The 17717-nt window shown below is 56.6% G+C and carries 13 protein-coding genes; 2 read left to right on the forward strand and 11 right to left on the reverse strand.

What is annotated here, in order from left to right; translation table 11 throughout:
• Window positions 1-113: 113 nt before the first annotated feature.
• On the reverse strand, window positions 114-278 hold the full coding sequence (locus ACQ4N8_RS08640) for a hypothetical protein (protein ID WP_430703943.1): 165 nt from the start codon (window positions 276-278) through the stop codon (window positions 114-116).
• Between the two features lie 5 nt (window positions 279-283).
• On the reverse strand, window positions 284-628 hold the full coding sequence (locus tag ACQ4N8_RS08645; protein ID WP_430703944.1) for a sigma-70 family RNA polymerase sigma factor: 345 nt from the start codon (window positions 626-628) through the stop codon (window positions 284-286).
• A gap of 181 nt (window positions 629-809) precedes the next feature.
• Between ACQ4N8_RS08645 and ACQ4N8_RS08650 the strand changes: the two genes are divergently transcribed.
• Window positions 810-1019 carry a hypothetical protein gene (locus ACQ4N8_RS08650; RefSeq protein ID WP_430703945.1) on the forward strand — a complete coding sequence of 70 codons (210 nt, stop codon included), beginning with the start codon at window positions 810-812 and terminating at the stop codon, window positions 1017-1019.
• Window positions 1020-1360: 341 nt separating this feature from the next.
• On the opposite strand, the gene ACQ4N8_RS08655 is transcribed toward ACQ4N8_RS08650, so the two are convergent.
• From ACQ4N8_RS08655 to ACQ4N8_RS08685, 7 genes are all read right to left on the reverse strand, one after another.
• Complete coding sequence (locus ACQ4N8_RS08655; RefSeq protein ID WP_430703946.1) at window positions 1361-2398, reverse strand: glycoside hydrolase family 18 protein; 1038 nt, start codon at window positions 2396-2398, stop codon at window positions 1361-1363.
• Window positions 2399-2669: 271 nt separating this feature from the next.
• Window positions 2670-5309: a transglutaminase domain-containing protein gene (locus ACQ4N8_RS08660; protein WP_430703947.1), complete on the reverse strand. Its 2640-nt coding sequence runs from the start codon at window positions 5307-5309 to the stop codon at window positions 2670-2672.
• Window positions 5310-6359 (reverse strand): carbohydrate-binding family 9-like protein, encoded by a 1050-nt coding sequence (locus tag ACQ4N8_RS08665; protein ID WP_430703948.1) that lies wholly within the window; start codon window positions 6357-6359, stop codon window positions 5310-5312. It abuts the gene before it with no gap.
• Between the two features lie 254 nt (window positions 6360-6613).
• Window positions 6614-8056, reverse strand: a complete 1443-nt coding sequence (locus ACQ4N8_RS08670) for an alpha-L-fucosidase (protein ID WP_430703949.1) — start codon at window positions 8054-8056, stop codon at window positions 6614-6616.
• Between the two features lie 771 nt (window positions 8057-8827).
• Window positions 8828-10474: an extracellular solute-binding protein gene (locus ACQ4N8_RS08675; RefSeq protein WP_430703950.1), complete on the reverse strand. Its 1647-nt coding sequence runs from the start codon at window positions 10472-10474 to the stop codon at window positions 8828-8830.
• 42 nt (window positions 10475-10516) lie between these two features.
• On the reverse strand, window positions 10517-11422 hold the full coding sequence (locus tag ACQ4N8_RS08680; protein WP_430703951.1) for a carbohydrate ABC transporter permease: 906 nt from the start codon (window positions 11420-11422) through the stop codon (window positions 10517-10519).
• Between the two features lie 19 nt (window positions 11423-11441).
• Complete coding sequence (locus ACQ4N8_RS08685; RefSeq protein ID WP_430703952.1) at window positions 11442-12404, reverse strand: ABC transporter permease; 963 nt, start codon at window positions 12402-12404, stop codon at window positions 11442-11444.
• Window positions 12405-13002: 598 nt separating this feature from the next.
• On the opposite strand from ACQ4N8_RS08685, the gene ACQ4N8_RS08690 reads away from it, so the two are divergent.
• Complete coding sequence (locus ACQ4N8_RS08690) at window positions 13003-15309, forward strand: helix-turn-helix domain-containing protein (protein WP_430703953.1); 2307 nt, start codon at window positions 13003-13005, stop codon at window positions 15307-15309.
• Between the two features lie 90 nt (window positions 15310-15399).
• On the opposite strand, the gene ACQ4N8_RS08695 is transcribed toward ACQ4N8_RS08690, so the two are convergent.
• Both ACQ4N8_RS08695 and ACQ4N8_RS08700 read right to left on the reverse strand, forming a co-directional pair.
• Window positions 15400-16566: an SEC-C metal-binding domain-containing protein gene (locus ACQ4N8_RS08695; RefSeq protein WP_430703954.1), complete on the reverse strand. Its 1167-nt coding sequence runs from the start codon at window positions 16564-16566 to the stop codon at window positions 15400-15402.
• 144 nt (window positions 16567-16710) lie between these two features.
• On the reverse strand, window positions 16711-17700 hold the full coding sequence (locus ACQ4N8_RS08700; RefSeq protein ID WP_430703955.1) for a Gfo/Idh/MocA family protein: 990 nt from the start codon (window positions 17698-17700) through the stop codon (window positions 16711-16713).
• Window positions 17701-17717: the final 17 nt, after the last annotated feature.

The raw sequence follows: 17717 nt of genomic DNA on the forward strand, positions 1-17717 counted from the left end.
TAAGGGAAATCCGCGAACGGAAATAACAACCGGATGATCGGATATTTTTTTACAGCTATTCCCGCCGAAGCCGCAAATCAGAAGAAAAATCCCCTGACCTCAGGGGATTTTTCTTATTCCTCCCGCTCCTTAATCATCTCCAGAAACTCGAGAATAATGTCGGAAACGGCGTCCTCTTCGGACATATGAATAAACTTGCTTATATGCACAATGTCGCCTTTAAACAGCTCGATCAGTTTTAACGTCGACTCGGGATCGTTTTCTCTGGCCTTCCGCAACAAACTCAGGAACTCATCATCATTCGGGACAATTCTTTGATCATCTTTCGTTTCCATTTGTTCACCCCTTGCTGACTCATATTCAACTCGCGGGCGACTTCCCTCTCTGTTTTGTCTTGCAAGTAAATCTTGTAGATGATCGTTTTCCCCGTCGTGGAAGGAAGCGCGTTGATCAGTTGTCTCACAACGATTTTATTATCAGAAGATGAGGTGAAGCAGGTTACGGCCGGCTCGACTCCATTGAATGAACATTCCCGTTTTCTCACACTTTTGGCTTTATACTGAATCCTCCATGCGATCCGGTACACTTCTTTCCGATATTGCTCGTACACGGTATGTTGTTCTTTCAAAACTACCTCCCCCTTTCATTTTCATCTTCTATGTATAGGGAAATTCAAAGGGGGTTTTCACAACCATAATTATATAGGTAATTATGATTATAACATTTTTTCAAATTATTGGTTGTAAAAATATCAATTTCGTTACCCCACATAGTGAAGGGCCCAAAACAATTCATAGGAGGTAATAAGCATGCAGGTTACGGATATCGTGTCGTTGGTCGCCAATGTAGGGTTTCCTGTTACGCTTTGCTTCATCTTGATCAAGTACGTGCTGCAAACCGTCGGCGATAAATTGGGCAAGATCGAGGCCTCCCTTGAGGCCCTTTCCGAGGAAGTGCAGCGGTTGGACGGCATGTTGGACGAAGAACGGCAAGCCTCCGCGCGCCCTACTCATAAATAAATCTAGGAAACTGTGAAAATGCAAACGAAGGTTGTACCGAGGGGGTGGCCAAATACCGCCCCTATTTATACCTATTCGGGGCCCGGCATATTTAGAACATTTTTTGACATCCAAAAAGAAACGGCGGCATCATACTGTTTTAGACGGATGAACGCCTTCATTTGTTGTATGAAATCCAACTTTTTCCTTCCGGCCTACAATTTTGTTCAGCTTCAACTTCAACCTCGCCTTCCCCCTCCGCAGGATCAACCGCAAAAAAAAGACGCCCCCTAAGCCGTCATCAAACCTGCGGTTTCATGAATGACGGCCCTTGAGGCGTCGTTTCGCTATATTGTTTATGCCTAACGTTCGGCCAGCCCCTGGTGCATCGCATCCAGCAGCCGATGCGTTTTGTCGCAGCCGTATTCCCAGAACATCAGCCCGGCCAGCCCCCGCTCTTTGATGTATTCGCATTTATAATGAATGGATGCTTCGTCGTCGAAGGAGATAAACGTGCGGCCGTCGAACAGATAGGGCGCCTTGGCCTCCTCGTCCCAATACCGGGTGAACCCGTTTTGCCCGATGTATTCGGAGGTCAGCGCCGTAAAGTCCGGACCGTAGCCTCCCGCGCCGGGCGCCATCTGGTAAAGGCCCCGGTTCGCGTCCGGCACGTCCCGCCATATCCGCGAGTAAAACGCCGCCCCGATGACGATTTTCTCCTTCGGCACCCCGGAGCGGACGAACAGTCCCACCGAAGCGTCTACGCTGATCCGGAACAAATCGCCCGTCCCCGTGTACAGATTCGTATGGTGCCCGGTTAGCGTCTGGAAGCCGCCTCGCATGTCGTACGTCATCAGCTGGACGAAATCGAGATACCGCTGGACCTCCGCCATCTCCGTTCCGTCGATGTAATATTGATCGGCGCCGGCCGCGATCGTCAGGCCGTAACGGCGGCCATCGCGTTCGCCTTGGCGGTCCAGCGCCTCCCGCATCGTCCGCAGCAGCCGCGTGAAATTCGTCTTATCGTCCGGGCCTGCGGCAATTCCCGCCTCCGCATAGCAGGGATATTCCCAGTCCAGGTCGATTCCGTCGATCGCATATTCCCCGACCGCCCGAACCGCCGACTCAGCCATCGCCTGCCGGCCTTCTTCCGTGAAGGCGGCTTCCGAGAAGCCGCCGGCGCTCCAGCCGCCGACCGACAGCAGGACCGTTAACCCGGGATGCTCCTTTTTCAGGCCGGCCAAGAGCTTCATATTTTGCAGGTGCCCCGTCTCGATCCGGTCTTGCTTCACATGCCCGAAAGCGATATTCAAGTGCGTCAGCTTCATCAAGTCTTCCTTCGTCAGTTCGGGAAGGTGCCGGTCGCTGATATAGCCCGCCACCACGTATTTTCGGCTCACCTTAAAACTCCTCCCTTCAAGAAGATGTTCAAAAAATCGTCTTTCCATGACGAAGCTATTCATGAAGCGGATTCGACGTCGAATCTTGAATTCATCCGGGCCTTCCGTTGCTCACATAGGCTCACCTACGCTCCGCTACTCAGTCCCTAGCTTCATCCAACCTTCTCGGTCCTGAAAACCCGACTTTTTGAACTCGCACTTTAAAAAATGTCCCCCCCTCCCCGCCAAATCTTTGCAGCTCGTTGATTCGGTGCAAGGGGGAAGCAAGCGGTTATAGCTCGCTTAACGCCTGCAGCGCTTCTTTGCCGCTGCCCGGCTTGTAGCCCGATTGCTTGTAGCGGATGCGTCCGGCGCCGTCCAACGCAAACAAATGCGGAAAGCCGCCGCTGCCGAGCGGACCTCCGGCCGCCGCGGCAAAGCGCTCGAGCGCTTGGTGCCTGGGGTCGCGCACGAACACGGTGTTTGCCGGCAAGCCGCCGGCAGCGCCTAAGCCCGTCCTACCCGCGGCTTCCGCCGTCCCCAACTCGCCGCCGACCGCAAAGATCACCGGGATCCCCAGGGCATCGAACGTTTCCGCGAGTGCTCCCGTTTCGCGCAGCAAATGCTTCGAGGGTTCCCGATCCGGCTCCAGCCAAGCGATCAGCGTTCCCCGCTCCCCGGAGCAAAGCGCGCCCAGGGCGGCCTCCGCTCCGTCCGCCAGCAGGAACGGCGTTTGCGGATCGGCTGCCCCGTAGACCGGGATATGCTGCGACGGCGCCGGAAACGTCAGCTCCGCCGCCGTCTCCGCGCCCTCGCCGACGCGGCAATACGTCCAGCGGCCAAGCACCGTTCCGTCCTTCAGCCGCACGCCCGAGGTGATCCGGTAAGCCCCCGGCTCCAGTTCGAACGCCGCGTCGTAAACGTCCGTTTGGCCGTGCGGGTACTGCAGCGTATGGTAAAGGCCGTCCTCCAGCCTGGCGATCGTGAAGTTCTCCCCGTACGAGGCGGACGGCGCGTCCGTCCGGTTGCCGCTTTCCCGCAGCAGGCGCAGTGTGCCCGTTCTCCGGGAATCCGCCGCCGCTTCCCGCGTACCGATTCGCGCGTCCCGCCATGCTCCGTCCGCATAATACTGCGGCTTATGTTCGCTGGGATGCAGCCGTGCCGGGATGCCGAAGCTGCGGCACAACGCGACGAACAAGATCGCCAGCGATGCCCGGTCGCCGGCCCGCAGCCGGAAAGTGCCAAGCGGTCCCGCTTTCCCCCGGAGGTGCCCCGGCTCCTCGCGAACGTCCCACTCCTCGTTCAGCAGCTTGGCGAGCTCCGCCGGATCCGCCCGATAGATCGCCGTCTCCGCTTCGGTGAAGCAGGACTGCAAGGCCTGCTTGTAGGGCCCGATCATCTCGTACAACACGCGCGGACACAAAATATAGGGCACGAACAGGTCCTCCCCAAACGTATCCTTCCACTTCAGCGATCCGTCCAAATGATCGTCCAGCGTCGCCCGCTTCGTATCGGTCAAATCTTTCTCCCGCAGGCTTTCCAGCAGCACCAGCGTCCAATCTCCATGCTCCGGCGCGCGCGCCGTCAGGAAGGCGGCGATTTCCCGGCTATTGCCGCGGGCGGTCTCCAGTACCTTCCACACGCGCTCCGCCGGCAGTCTGAGCTCGGCGGCAAGTTCCTCCGCGGCGGCTTCGTCCAGGAAGGTGTTCTCGTAAGCCCGGCGGAGAGCGGCCCCTTCGGCAACCCGTTCCTCATGCCGGCGCATTTGCTCCGCGGGCAGCGGCTCCAGCGCCGGACCCTCAAGCTCCGGAGGCGGCACCATCTCGAAGTCCTCGGCCGCCTCCGGCTGATCGAAAGCAGAAGGCTCCAACACGATCTCGGCCCGGCCGCTTTCGGCTGCCCGGATGCTCGTTTGGCCCCAGCCTCCACCCCCGCGCCGAACGGCGCGGATCACCAGATCGCCGTAGCCTGTGGTGAAACGGGCTTCGCCCCGACCGTCCGCCACTATCGCGGCAAGCGGGAACAACTCGGCGTAGTTGTACAGCTGGAACTGCACCTCGGCCCCGACGGCCGGCGCACCGCTTTGGTCGAGCACCCGGACCACGACCGTACGGGTCGGCGCGTAATTACCCAGCAGATTCAGCTCCGCCTGAAGTTTGCCCTGCACGGTGACCTCTTCCGGGCCGGGATAGTTCGCCGGCACGCGGGTATGCACCAGCATCGCCCGCCGCGCCGGGCCGCTGAACCAGCCCAGGTCAAGGCGCGCTTCCGGCTCGCAGGCGCCGATGTAATGCCAAGCGCCGTCGGCCCAGGCCTCGACCCAGGCATGGTTGTCGTCGCAGTGCGCCCAGCGCGGCGTGTAGCACTGGCGCGCGGGAATCCCGATGCTGCGCAGCGCCGCAACCGCCAGCGTCGATTCCTCGCCGCAACGGCCCCGCGCATTGCGGATCATCCCAAGCGGCGACAACGTCCGCAAGTCGCTGCCGATGTAGGTCGCTTTTTCATGGCACCAGTAATTGGCTTCGAGAATGGCTTCCTCCATCGTCAACCCGGCTGTGCGCGGCCCCAGCTCCGCATAGATCGCATTGCGGAAATCCTCGATGTTCTCGGTGTTCACGCGGTAGGGCAGCACGAAATGCAAAAACAGCCGGTCCGGCACCCGCCCGCCCCAAGGCGCCTGCTTCCGGACCGCCAGCGCCTGGCGGACATGGGCCAGGAACAACGCGCCGCCGTAATCGGCCAGATCGCTCAGCGGCATGTACGCATACAGAAACTTCAGCGCCCACGTCTCTTCGTCCGTCAGCGGACCGTCGAAGATGCCGAACAACTCCCTGTCCCGGCCCCGGCCCAGCTCTTTTTTCTCCTCAAACTTCCGCTCGATCACCCGCAGCTCACGCTCGTTCAGCGAAAACGCCGGAGTTCCCACGCTCATCTACGATCGCTCCTTCCACAGTTTCCCATCTTCCCTGATATAAAAGATACCACTTCCGTCGGAGGACGGCGCGGAAATTTGGAACAGCTTGCCCGTCGTTTCCACGGCGGGCCGGATGCTTAACCATGCCCCGTCCGTTCCGAGGAGCTCCGACGGATCGTCCGTAAACCGGCCGAAACGGGCATAGTAGCCGCGTTCCCGGTAATAGAGACGGCGCAGCTCCCATTTAATCGTTTCGTCCTGGGGCAGCGGAAAGCCGGCAGAGCCGCTGTATCCGTCGCCCTCGTCGTCCGCAAACACGACGTATCCCCAAAGCTCGGGGTAGTGCATATTGACGATCCCCTGCGGGGACCACACCCAGTTGTCTTCGGGATAAGGCTTTCCGGTCGCGGGATCGTTCTGCTTGACGTACTGCCCGTCCCGCACTTCGACGCGCCATTCCACCCGCGAGAAATTCACCCGCCAGTACTCGCCCGGGAGCGGCGGCCGCCCTTCCGGCGCGCATTCGCGCAGCGCGGCCCACGGCAGCGCTGCCTCCACGCTCCACAGTCGGTTCGCCGCGGCGGGATTGTTCAATTCCCCGTCGATGTACACCGCGGTCTTCAGCCCGGCGATATCCCAGCCGTTCACCGGCGGCCCGCCGTCCCGGTAAGGCTTGGCGAGCAGCAAATCCCACACCGTATTCAGCGCATTGATTTCGAACTCGTAATACAGATGGCTGTCGCCGTCGGGATCGATGAAAATTTCAAAATCGTTGTCGTAGAAAATAACCGAGTCCCGCTCCGTCAACGTCGCCCAAATCCGGTCTTCCTCCATTTCGGCGCCGACGTAGAAATACTCGTCGTCCCATAGCATTTTAACCCGGGTCCGCTTGGACGGCCCCGGGCGCAAGTCGCCTTCGATATCGACGAAATCGTCGGTCCATGCCGCGGTGTCCCAAAACGGCTTATCGAGCCTCCCGTTTAGTGCAAGCGGCCCCGCGGCCCGCTTGCACACGTAAGCCTTTGGGGCAAACCGGATCTTCGGTTCAGGTACTTCACTGTAATTCACCGTCGGTTCCTCTCCCTTCCTGGATTGATCAAAGACCATATAAGTTGACCTACTGATTGTACGGATTAGGGAAGCCGTGTGAAATATTCTTACGATCGCGGTTGTTCCCGGATTTCTTTGATTCAGCAAATTCAAACAAGGTAGAAATCCGCTCACAAAGGCGAACGCTCCGCTTCTTCAGAATCATTTCAGCCTCTTGCCTTTTCCCTTCTTTTCTTTAGTTCAACTTATATATCTAGCCCCGGCCCCTAAGTTCAGCGGATGCGGAACGCCAGCGCGATCGGCGCCGCCCCTTGCCGCGAAGCATCCGGAATACGGACCGCCACCCCGCCTTCCGGAACGGGGCGGAAATCCAGTCCCTCTGCCCCGCCGATCAGGTCGATCCGCCCGATGCCGGCGGCCGGGAGCGGCAACAGCACCTCCTCCGCGATCGCCTCGCCGTTCTCCTTGATCAAATACAAAGCGTATCTCGTCTCTCCCTTGCGGGTAAAATGCACGTCCCCCGACGAATAGGGCTCGCAGATCCTCGTCCCGTAAATCGCTTCGCCGTGCACCTTCAGCCACTCCCCCAGCCCTTGCATGCGTTCAAGCGCCGCCTTCGGCAGGCGGCCGTCCGGCTGCGGGCCTACGTTCAGCGCCAGGTTGCCGCCTTTGGCCACGATTTCGACAAGCAGATGCACCAATTCCCGGACGGACTTGTAGCTGTCGCCATAGCTGAACGAAAACGAATGCCCCATCGTGATGCAGCTTTCCCACGGTACGGTCAGCGGCCCCTCCGGCACGGTTTGCTCCGGCGTGATCAGGTTCTCGTACGGTCCGCCGACCGTACGGTCGGCCGCGAGCAGCCACGGCTGGATCTGCCGTGCCTTCTCCACCACCTCGCCGAGCCGGATGTCCTGATCGCGGCGGGCGTTCACCCAACCTGCGTCCAGCCACAGCACGTCGATGCGGCCGTACCGGGTCATCAGCTCCATGATTTGCTCATGGGTAAACTGCACGAACCGCTCCCATAGCCAGGAATATCGTTTCGTGTCGTACGAAGGCCCCCGCCACATCCGGCTGCCCCGCTCCATCCCCGGCGCCCAGTAATACGGCGTATGCCAATCCGCCTTGGAGAAATAGGCGGAGATCGCCAGCCCCTTGGCGCGGAAGGCGTCGAACAGTTCCCGGCAAATATCCGCGTAGCGGTGCGCATGGAACGGGCAGTCCTTGCCGGTAATCCGGTAATCGGTCGTATGCGTATCCCACATGCAAAAACCGTCGTGGTGCTTCGTCGTAAACGTCAAATATTTGAAGCCGCCCTCCGCGGCCGCTTCCGCCCAACGCTCCGGCTGGAAACGAATCGGATGAAACGTGCGGTTCAGATCGAAATATTCTTGTTTGAACCGCTCCATGTCATCCGTCCAGTCGATGTCGTTCCGGGACCAATCGCCGTCCTCGTCGCTGAGCGCCCAGGATTCCACGAGTCCGAGCTGGGAGTAGGGCCCCCAATGCATCATCAGGCCGAGCTTCTGATCCTGGAACCACTCCAGACGTTCCAGCAGCACGGAGTCGTCCGGTTTCACCCAGTTTCGTTCGCTGCTGTAATTGTGCACGCCCTGCCAGTCCGCCGGCTCCGCCGCCAAGGGCGCCTCGATGGGCGCCCCGGTTTGCGGCTCGGCCGACGTCTCCCGTACAGCGGTTTTATTCTCGCTCATGGGGTTCCTCCTTTATCGGTCCGATATTTTTGAGTTATAGCGGTTGTTCAAAAAAGTCAGCGAGTCCTGAAGCTTAACGAAAAATGCGGACAACGACATAAGGGAAAAAATGGGCTCTATTTCGGCGATATCCCCCATTCGGCTTGAAATAGAGGACATTTGTGCCCCTATTCTCCCGAATTTCAGAGAAAAGCCCGTATTTCGCATCCTTCACTGGAACATAGGAGCAAAAAGTTCCCCTATTGTTGATGAACAGACTCCAATCCGGAAAATAAGGCCATAAAGCGCCCCTATTTTTTGGGGGGCTCGCCCGAGGATCGACCGCATGATGGCTAGCGAACCGGAGCGACCTTATTTGCCTGAAAAGCCGCCGTTTCCATTTCTAACGGACCGTAAAGCCGCTATTTGCCCGAAAAAGACCGCCAATGTGCACATTAATGCCGAATAAGGTCTGTGGTATCCGTTACATTTTGAAAATGGTCGATTTCACCGAAATAGCGGCGCTGGTGTCCGTTAGCTCGTTTTACCCCTTTACACAGTTGCACGCCGCCTGGTTACTCGCCTTGGTGCACACAGGTTACTCGCATGATTATTCGCGTGGTTGCACCGCCACCATTCATGCCGTCACTCATGCCGCCGCACCTGATTTGCCGGTCGTCTTGCCGGCCTCATCAAACCTCAAGCGTTTTGATCTAACGCACATCGGAAGAATAAGCCTCAGTGCTGAAAAGCCGACTATTCGAACACGCACTTTTATCATCAATCCGCCGTTCAGTTGGCGCTCTCCTGATTCCAGCGGTCGTAAGCGGCCTGGTACACTTCGGCGATGCGGTCGCTGCCCATCTTCTTCAGCTGGCCGGCGTATTTGTCCCAGTTGGACAGCGGCTCCTGGCCGGTCACGAACTTCGCTTCCATTTGCGTCACGTACGTATCGAGGTCGGACAGCAGCGCGGAAATCTCGGACTGCTCGTCGGTCGTCAGAAAAGCGTTCGGGAACGGCGGCTTGCCGATCGGCGCCAGCTTCTCTTGGGTTTGCCGGTCGATCCATTCGTCGAATTTGCTTTTCAAGCCGTTCGTCATTTCCTTCAGGTTGACGCCCGGGGTCAGAATGCCGTAGTTCGGCGTAATCGTTCCGCGATATTCCTCGCGATCCTTGCCGCCCGGCACCGGCAGCCATTCCTTCACCTTGTTCGCTTCGTCCTTGTATTGCCACAGCAGCCCTTCCGGGCCTTGCGTCCACAACGTGGCGCCTTCATACCCGTATTGGTAGTCGATCCAACGCATCGTCGCTTCCGGGTTCGGATTGCCCTTCGTGATCGCGAAGGTGCCGTTGGCCGACATCCCCGGGTGCTTGCCGTAAACCGGCGTGCCGGCAATTTCGCTGGCGACCGGCGTCATCAGCGGATGCTCCATGCTAGGTTCTCCGCCGAGCGTGAAGTAAGGATGATAATCGCTGAACAAAGCCACCTGGTTGTTTTTCCCTTTCGCTTTCTTCTGGTCGTCGGTTTGCGAGAACGTCTCATGGTCCAGCAGTTCCTCTTTCCAGAGGCGGTTCATGAACGTCAGATACCCTTTGTATCCTTCCTCTTGCGGCGAATAGTGCACTTTGCCGTCCTTGTCGGCGTAAATGACCGTGTCATACATGCCCCAGAACCCGAAGAAGAACATCCGCAGATCGTCCAGCTTGACGGAGGTCAGCGGAATTTCGTCCGGTTTGCCGTTGCCGTTCGGATCTTCTTCCTTCACGCGCTTCAAGTACGCGTACAGCTCCTCCGCCGTTTTCGGCTCGCTCGCGTTCAGCGCTTTCAGGAACTTGCCGTTATACCACATCGGGCCGCGGTACCAAACGGCCGCGGTGTCGACGAACGGCAACGCGTAAATATGTCCGTCGGTCGTCGTGATATTCTTCCGCACGTCCGGATTTTCGTCGAGGATTTTTTTCAGGTTCGGCGCGTAGTTGTCGATCAGATCCTCCAGGGGAATCAGAAACCCCTGGCTGCCGTAGGTTACTTGTTCCGCGGAGGTAATGTCGGCCGCGTACAGCATGTCCGGCAGGTCGCCGCTGGCGAAAACCAGGTTTTTCTTCGTGCTGAAGCTATCGATCGGGGACGTCTGGAATTCGACCTTGATTCCGGACAGCTTCTCCATTTCCTGCACGACGGGCATCGTGTTCCAATCCGCCATTCCTGCGTCCGGCGCCATCATCTTCAACGTCAGCGGCTCATCCACGATCGGAAAACCTTCTTTATTCACGCCGCCGGCGTTCTCGGAAACGTTCGCGCCCGAGTTCCCCGAACCTCCCGTATTCCCTGTCGTATCGCCGTCCGCCGAATTGCCGGACGAACCGCAGGCCGCCAGCGTCGAGGCGAGCAGGAGCAAGCATAAAGCTAGAACTCCGCGTTTTTTCAGCTTCTGCATGAGTGAATCCTCCCTTTGAATATGATTTGATGTATGGCAAGATCATCCCTTGACGGAACCGATCATGACACCTTGGACAAAATAACGCTGCAAGAACGGATATACGATGATGACCGGCAGCGTCGAGACGATGATGACCGCATACTTGACCAAGGCGGCCACCTCCGCCCGGTTGTTCAGGGCCGTCGCCGTGGCGGCGTCGAACGTGCCCGTTTGCGACGACATTTCCTGCAGGACGAGAATCTGCCGGAGCACGAGCTGCAGCGGATACTTCGCGTCGTCGTTCAAATAAATCATCGCCGAAAAATAGTTGTTCCAATGACCGACCCCGAAGAACAAGGCCATGACCGCGAGAATCGAGGTCGACAAAGGCAGCACGATGCGGAAGAACAGCCGGAAATTGCTGCATCCGTCGATTTCCGCCGCCTCCTGCAGCTCCTTCGGTATCGACGATTGGAAATACGTGCGGCAGACGATCAGATTCCAGATCGAGGTCGCCCCCGGCAGAATAAGCGCCCACATGCTGTTCACGAGCCCCAGGTCCTTGACCAGCAAATACGTCGGCACCAGTCCGCCGCCGAAAAACATCGTGACCATAAAGACGCCCATAAACAAATTTCGGCCGACGAAGTCTTTGCGGCTAAGCGCATATGCGGCCGGGATCGTCACCGCCAGGTTAACGATGGTGCCGACGACGGTATAGAGAATCGTGTTGCCGTATCCGGTCCAGATTTGCGGATCGCGGAACACTCTTTGATACCCTTCGAAAGTAATGCCTTTTGGCCAAAGCCACATTTCTCCGGAGGACACGAATTTCGGGGTGCTGATCGAGGCGCTGACGATATAGATCACCGGATAAGCCACAATAACGAGCGCCAGCATGAGAAACAGGTAATTGAAGGCCAGAAATAGGCGATCCCGCCGGGTTTCCTTGATTGCCGTAATCACGATAGTCCACTCCTTTCCCTTACCATAGGCTGTTTTCGCTGGTGCGGCGGACGATCTGGTTCACCACGATGAGCAAGACGGCGTTGACGACCGAATTGAACAAACCGACCGCCGTCGAGAAGCTGTACTGCGCGTCAAGCAAGCCCGATCGGTACACGAACGTGGAGATCACGTCGGACGATTCCATGTTCAGCGGGTTTTGCAGCAGCAGGATTTTTTCGAAACCGACGCCAAGCAGGCTGCCCATGTTGAGAATCATCAAGATCGTTATCGTCGGCATGATCGCCGGAATATTGATGTAACGTATTCGCTGCAGTCGGGATGCCCCGTCGAGGATCGCCGCTTCGTGCAGCCCCGGATCGACGCTGGTGAGCGCGGCCAGATAGATGATCGTTCCCCAGCCGGTGCCCTGCCAGACGTCCGACAGCACATAGACCGTCTTGAACCAGCGCGGATCGGTCAGGAAGTCGGGCGGGTTAAGGCCCAGCGCTTCGATCAAATTGACGATCATCCCCGAGGATGGGGTCAGGAACGTGATGATCATCCCGGCCATTACGACCATGGAGATGAAATGCGGCGCGTAAGTCACGGTCTGCACGGTGCGTTTAAAGAAACCGTCTTTCACTTCATTGAACGCCAGCGCCAGGATAATCGGCAGCGGGAACCCCACCGCCAGCCCGTATAGGCTGATGCTTAGCGTATTCCACAGCAAATCCCAAAAATAATAGGAATTGAAGAACCGCTCGAAGTGGTCGAAGCCTACCCACGGACTGCCCATAATCCCGTCGACGGGAATAAAGTTCTTGAACGCGATCTGAATGCCGTACATCGGCACGTAACTGAAGATCAGAATGCTTAATAAGGCAGGAGCAATAAACAAGTACAATTGCCAGTTATGGAGGATCTTTTTCCTGAGCTTTCTTCGGTTTGCGGGCTGAGGGATAGGACGGGCATCGATCACGGTCGGCATGCTTTTCTGCATCGACTTCACTCCTCCTTTTTTAGAGGTTGTTCAAAAAGACGTCTTTCCATGGCGAAGCAGTTCAAGGAGTAAACTCGACGTCGAATCTTGAATTCAGCCGGGCCTAGCCTATGCTTCCGAAGCATGTTTCCTGAGGAAGCAGTTCAGTTGCTCACGTAGATCTGTCTACGCTCCGCTACTCAGTCCCTAGCTTCATCCAACTAAAGCATTTTGAATAAACGCACATCGGAAGCATACGCTTGGTCCTGAAAATCCGACTTTTTGAACACGCACTTTTACCGAAGTCTACCGGAGCGCTCCGGACTCGTAAATATGTCATTTTATTTCTCGTTAACACGCCAGGGGGCAGATTTTACAAACCGGCCGATTTTGATGTCATGAAAGATAACATATCCCTGTCCTTCGATAGGGGCGAAAATATGTATTTTTTGACCGGAGATCCCTTGAACTTACGGTGAAAGGGGCTGACGGACAAGCCGGGGGCAGCAAAAATAACATGCCCCTCCCCCGCGATCCGCTACTTTCTTCCCTTGCGTTATCCGGAGAACTCCTTTACATTTTATATAAAAAAATAGTGGGGACAGGGGGCAGAAGCAACGTGAAGCTGAATTATTTCAAGTCGAAGCTTTTCCAAAAATACATCTGGTCGTACTTGTTCATGCTGCTGATTCCACTCATTTTGTTATCGATCTTCATTTATAATAGCGCGGTCCGCAATCTCCGCTCCGAAATCGAGCAATCCCATCTGAACCAGCTGACCCAGGCAAAGACGATCGTCGACACCCACCTGAAGCAGCTCGGCGACATCGCTTCCCGGGTCGCTTACGACGAGCAGTTGGCAAGGTACCGCGTGCATGACCCGTATTACAGCCTCGAAGCGATCAATGCGCTCAAAAATTACAAGGCCGCCAGCCCGATCATCGGCGAGTTGTTTTTGTATTTCCATAAAGACGAGAAGATTTATTCCTCCGCAGGGATGACCAGCCTCGACGTTTTCAGCGAGAATTACCACTTTCTCGATTGGGAGCGGCCTCGGCTGATCCAGGATCTGAACACCGTCAAATATCCGGTCCTCCAACCGACGCAAATGCTGAAGAAGAACGGGGCGAATCCGCTATCCGTTCTGGCTTACCTCGTCCCCATCACGCCGAACAATCCGAATCCGCACGGGACGTTATTGTATCTGATCCAAGCCTCGGAGCTGACCGGGCTGATCGATACGATCCTGGGCAATTACGAGGGCTCTTCTTATATCTTCGACAACAGCGGACGGATCATGGCCTTCAAAAACAACCAGGAACAGCCGCTCCAGGCAGCGGACCAAGAAGATTTGTATTCGCTTTCAAACGGGATCCACAGCATTATGATCAACGGAGAGCCCCATTCGGTCGTTTCGGTCAAATCGGACAATAACGGTTGGGAATACGTGACGCTGATGCCCAGCTCGCAGTTCCTCGGCAGCGTGCTTCATCTGCGCAGCTTGATGATCCTGCTGTTTTCGGTGCTGGTCGTCGTCGGGGCGGTAGCCGCCCTGATCCTCGCGCGGCGGCAGTTCAATCCGATCTTCGATCTGGTCGAATTCGCCAATTCCCGCTCGAAGCCCGGCCGCTCCGCCGCCGAGCCCCGCCAAACCGGCAACGAGCTGGACCGCATCCGCACGGCGCTGCAAGAATACAGCTCAAGGGCCGATCTGCAAGAGCCGTACGCACGCAACCATTTCCTGCTGATGCTGCTTAAATACGGCAACGCCCGCAGTCTGGTGCCGGAGCTGCTTCAATCGCTGGATATCCCGCTGTCTAAATCGTTTCATTTCGCGATGGTCATCGGCAGGGACGAGGCGCCGAGAAGCCGGTTGGACAGCCATGACTGGCAAGCGATGATCGATCGCTTGTCCGAGGCGGAGATTCCCGAATACGCCGCCAGCCTGTACAGCGTGGAGCTGCCTAAGCCCGGGCAGATGGCGTTGATCGTCAGCTTCGACAAAGCCGATGCCTGGTCCGGCACGGACCAATTCCGCCGGATCGTCCATCATATTCACGACCGGATTACGGAACAGGTTCCTATCGATCCGATCATCGGCGTGGGCACGTATTACCATGATCCCGATCAGCTGAACCAGTCGTTCATCGAGGCCTGCTCGGCTTATGAATCTCGGGTCTTTGCCGGGCACGGCAGCATCACTTTCTTCGAGAAGCTGTCCCATGCTCCGGGCGAGTCGTCCTGGGTACCGAGAAACGAGCTGCTCAAGCTGTCCCAAAGCTTGAAGCTGGGCAGCTACGAGGTAGCCGCGCAAACGATCGGCGAAGCCCTCGACAATTTGCAGGACCCGGAGCTGCCGGTTTTGCTGAAGCGCTGCATCAGCTTCGACATCTTGAATACGATCCTGCGGACCGGCATGGAGATGGGCATCCGCGATTTGGCGGCCGACATCCCCACGTACGACGCTTTTAATTCGCTGGAGGAATTGAAGCTCCACTACCTGAACCTCGCTTCCCGCATTTGCGATCTCGCCCTGCAGAACGAGAAGAAAGAAGAGCATTCGCTCATGGACCGCATCGTGGCTTATCTCGACAGCAACTACATGGACCACGCCCTGAGCCTGGAGGCGATCTCCTGCAAATATTCGATATCCGTCTCCTACTTCAGCCGATCGTTCAAGGACCAGATGGGGATCAACTTCGTACAGTACATCTGGCAAAAACGGATGATGGCGGTCATGAACGACCTGACGTCCACGAGCGATCCGCTCAAAGATATCATTCAGCGCGTGGGCTACCTGGACACGCCAAACTTCATCCGCAAGTTCAAGAAGGAAACCGGCCTGACTCCGGGCCAATACCGTAAGCTGTATTCCCAGGCCGTATCAAGCGAACCGCCGTTATCGGATGCGGCCGACGCCAGATGAGGAATACGTCCCGATGCAGGCAACGCAAAAGAGGCCGTCCAATTGCAGTTATTCACCGCGCATGGACAGCCTCATTGGATACTCACGATTTTATTTACCGCAGCATTTCTTGTACTTCAAGCCGCTTCCGCAGGGACAAGGGTCGTTACGACCGACCTTGTTCGCGCGAATCTGGTTGTTCATACTAACGCGCAAAGGCGCATTTGCCGTTTGAACCCCGGAGTTCTCATGCATCTGGCGCAGTTCCATCGGCGTATGTCCGGCGTTGGACCACATCCTTGTATGGTTGTACACGTCAGTGATCAGAGCTACGGCTTTTTGCGCTTGCTTTTGCGTCTCAAACTCAAGATCCCGTCTTTCAAATTCATAGATCAGATTCTGCAACGAGGCTTCCATCGAGCATCCGAGTTGAATATCGTCGACCAAATATTCCGCCATCTCCCGATCGAGGCGAAATTCTTTACGCACGAAATCGCGTAACGCCGCAAGCTGCGGGGTCATTTCGAAGTAATCGTGATCCGCATAGTTCAAGAACTCCCGCTTGTCCGGAACATAAGGAGGTTTATGTTGAACCTGGCCGAGCAGGTCGTCGAATTCCGCGTCTCCCATATCCAGCGAAACGATATATCCTTGATGCATTCCAAAATACTGATCACCTCGGCCAAGAAACGCCAAAAGGTACTGCAAAAGCTCCTCTTCCGTTAGCGGACTTTCGTTCTGGGCGTTATAAATCTCCGCCAGCTTGGCCGGCGTGACGACCCCATACAAATTGACCGACGCCAAAATATAGGAATAGATCAGGTGGCTTCTTCGCAAGACTTGCATGAAATCATCCTCATTCAGCTTATCCAATGCAGTCTTTACCTCGTCAGGGATGATCAAATGCAACCGGTTGGCGTCAAAAAAAGTGAACAACAATCCCCGATCCAGGAAGTAATAATAGTAGCCGTACGGAGTAGAATTGCTTTGTTGAAAAGACCCTTTCAAGAGCGATTCAAAAAGCTCCCACTCCTTAGGCTTGGATTTAATCAGGGTGGCTTGAAGTACCTCGGGATCCTCGATCCTTTCCAGCAAAGCGTCCACCAGCTCTTCCCGCTTCATTTTGGAGCGGCCGTTCACGTTGTAGACGGAAGCCAGAGAAGCAAGTCTCAATTTGGCAAGACCGTGCAGGATGTCGGGCAACCCGTAAAGCTTTTCGCCAATAATCGCGTGTTTGATATTATTCTGCTCAAGCAGTTGGTCCTGTTTATCCGGCATGCTCAAAAATACTCCTTTTTCAGAACGTTCTGTTTGCTCTATTATATACCACTATCGTCATAATTCATTTTATTAGGCTATACGCCCTTATAAAATCCCGCCGCCCCTTGGCTAAGGGGCATGGCAGGATGAATTGATCCAACCTTATTCAAACGGATAACGCAATCCCCACTGCCCGCGGATCTGATCGAGCAGGCGCATGACGGCCAGCGATTCGTCCAGCGGGATGTCCGCGCTTTCGGTCAAGCCGGCACGAAGCGCATGGCCGACGGCTTCTGCCTCGAAGGCATATCCTTTGGCGGCACGGTCGTCGGTGAACGTCTCGGCGGCTTCGCCGTCTATGTACAAGGTGGCCGACTTCGCGTTCAGAAAACCCGGAATGTAAATCTTCCCTTTCGTACCGTGAATGTAAGCGTCGTTCCCGATCGCGAGACGGACTGCCGCGTTCAAGGAGGCGGTCACGCCGTTTTCATAGGTCAACAACACGGAGAAGTGTTCGTCGACCCCGGTTTCCCCGATATGGGCCGTGCTTTGGATACTGAGCGGATGCGGACCCAGCACCATCGAAGCGAACGAGATCGGGTAAATCCCGGCGTCCAGCAGCGCGCCGCCGCCCAGTTCCGGATTTAGCAGCCTTCCGGCCGGATCCCAGCCGATACGGAAACCGAAATCGGCCTTCACCAGGCGGACCTCGCCGATCCGTCCCTCCGCCAGCCATTCCCGCACCTTACGGATCGGCGGCAGGAACCGCGTCCACATCGCTTCCATCAGAAACAGCTTGTGCTCGCGGGCATAGGCGACCATTTCCTCCAGTTCGGCGCCGTTGACCGTAAACGGCTTCTCGCACAGCACGGCTTTGCCCGCCCGCAGCGCGGTCATGACGTTCTCCTTGTGATAAGGATGCGGCGTTGCCACATACACGACGTCGACGTCGGGATCGGTTACCAGCTCCTCATAGCTTCCATAAGCCTGGGGTACGTGAAATTTGTCGGCGAAGGCTTTCGCTTTATCCAGACTCCGCGAGCCGATGGCATAAGCTTCGCCGTTGCTCGCATAGGCGAGGTCCGCCGCAAACTGTTCGGCAATGCCCCCGGAAGCCAAAATGCCCCATTTGATGTTCGTCTTCTCTCCCATAGTAACCTCCTTATGAA

The sequence above is a fragment of the Paenibacillus macerans genome, from assembly GCF_050565405.1.
Lineage (GTDB): Bacteria > Bacillota > Bacilli > Paenibacillales > Paenibacillaceae > Fontibacillus > Fontibacillus macerans_B.

Bases quoted from the DNA above. Each gene is read 5' to 3' on its own strand.
- ACQ4N8_RS08650 (WP_430703945.1), top strand. From the start codon at position 810: ATGCAGGTTACGGATATCGTGTCGTTGGTCGCCAATGTAGGGTTTCCT.
- ACQ4N8_RS08660 (WP_430703947.1), bottom strand. From the start codon at position 5,309: ATGAGCGTGGGAACTCCGGCGTTTTCGCTGAACGAGCGTGAGCTGCGG.
- ACQ4N8_RS08670 (WP_430703949.1), bottom strand. From the start codon at position 8,056: ATGAGCGAGAATAAAACCGCTGTACGGGAGACGTCGGCCGAGCCGCAA.
- ACQ4N8_RS08675 (WP_430703950.1), bottom strand. From the start codon at position 10,474: ATGCAGAAGCTGAAAAAACGCGGAGTTCTAGCTTTATGCTTGCTCCTG.
- ACQ4N8_RS08685 (WP_430703952.1), bottom strand. From the start codon at position 12,404: ATGCAGAAAAGCATGCCGACCGTGATCGATGCCCGTCCTATCCCTCAG.
- ACQ4N8_RS08695 (WP_430703954.1), bottom strand. From the start codon at position 16,566: ATGCCGGATAAACAGGACCAACTGCTTGAGCAGAATAATATCAAACAC.
- ACQ4N8_RS08700 (WP_430703955.1), bottom strand. From the start codon at position 17,700: ATGGGAGAGAAGACGAACATCAAATGGGGCATTTTGGCTTCCGGGGGC.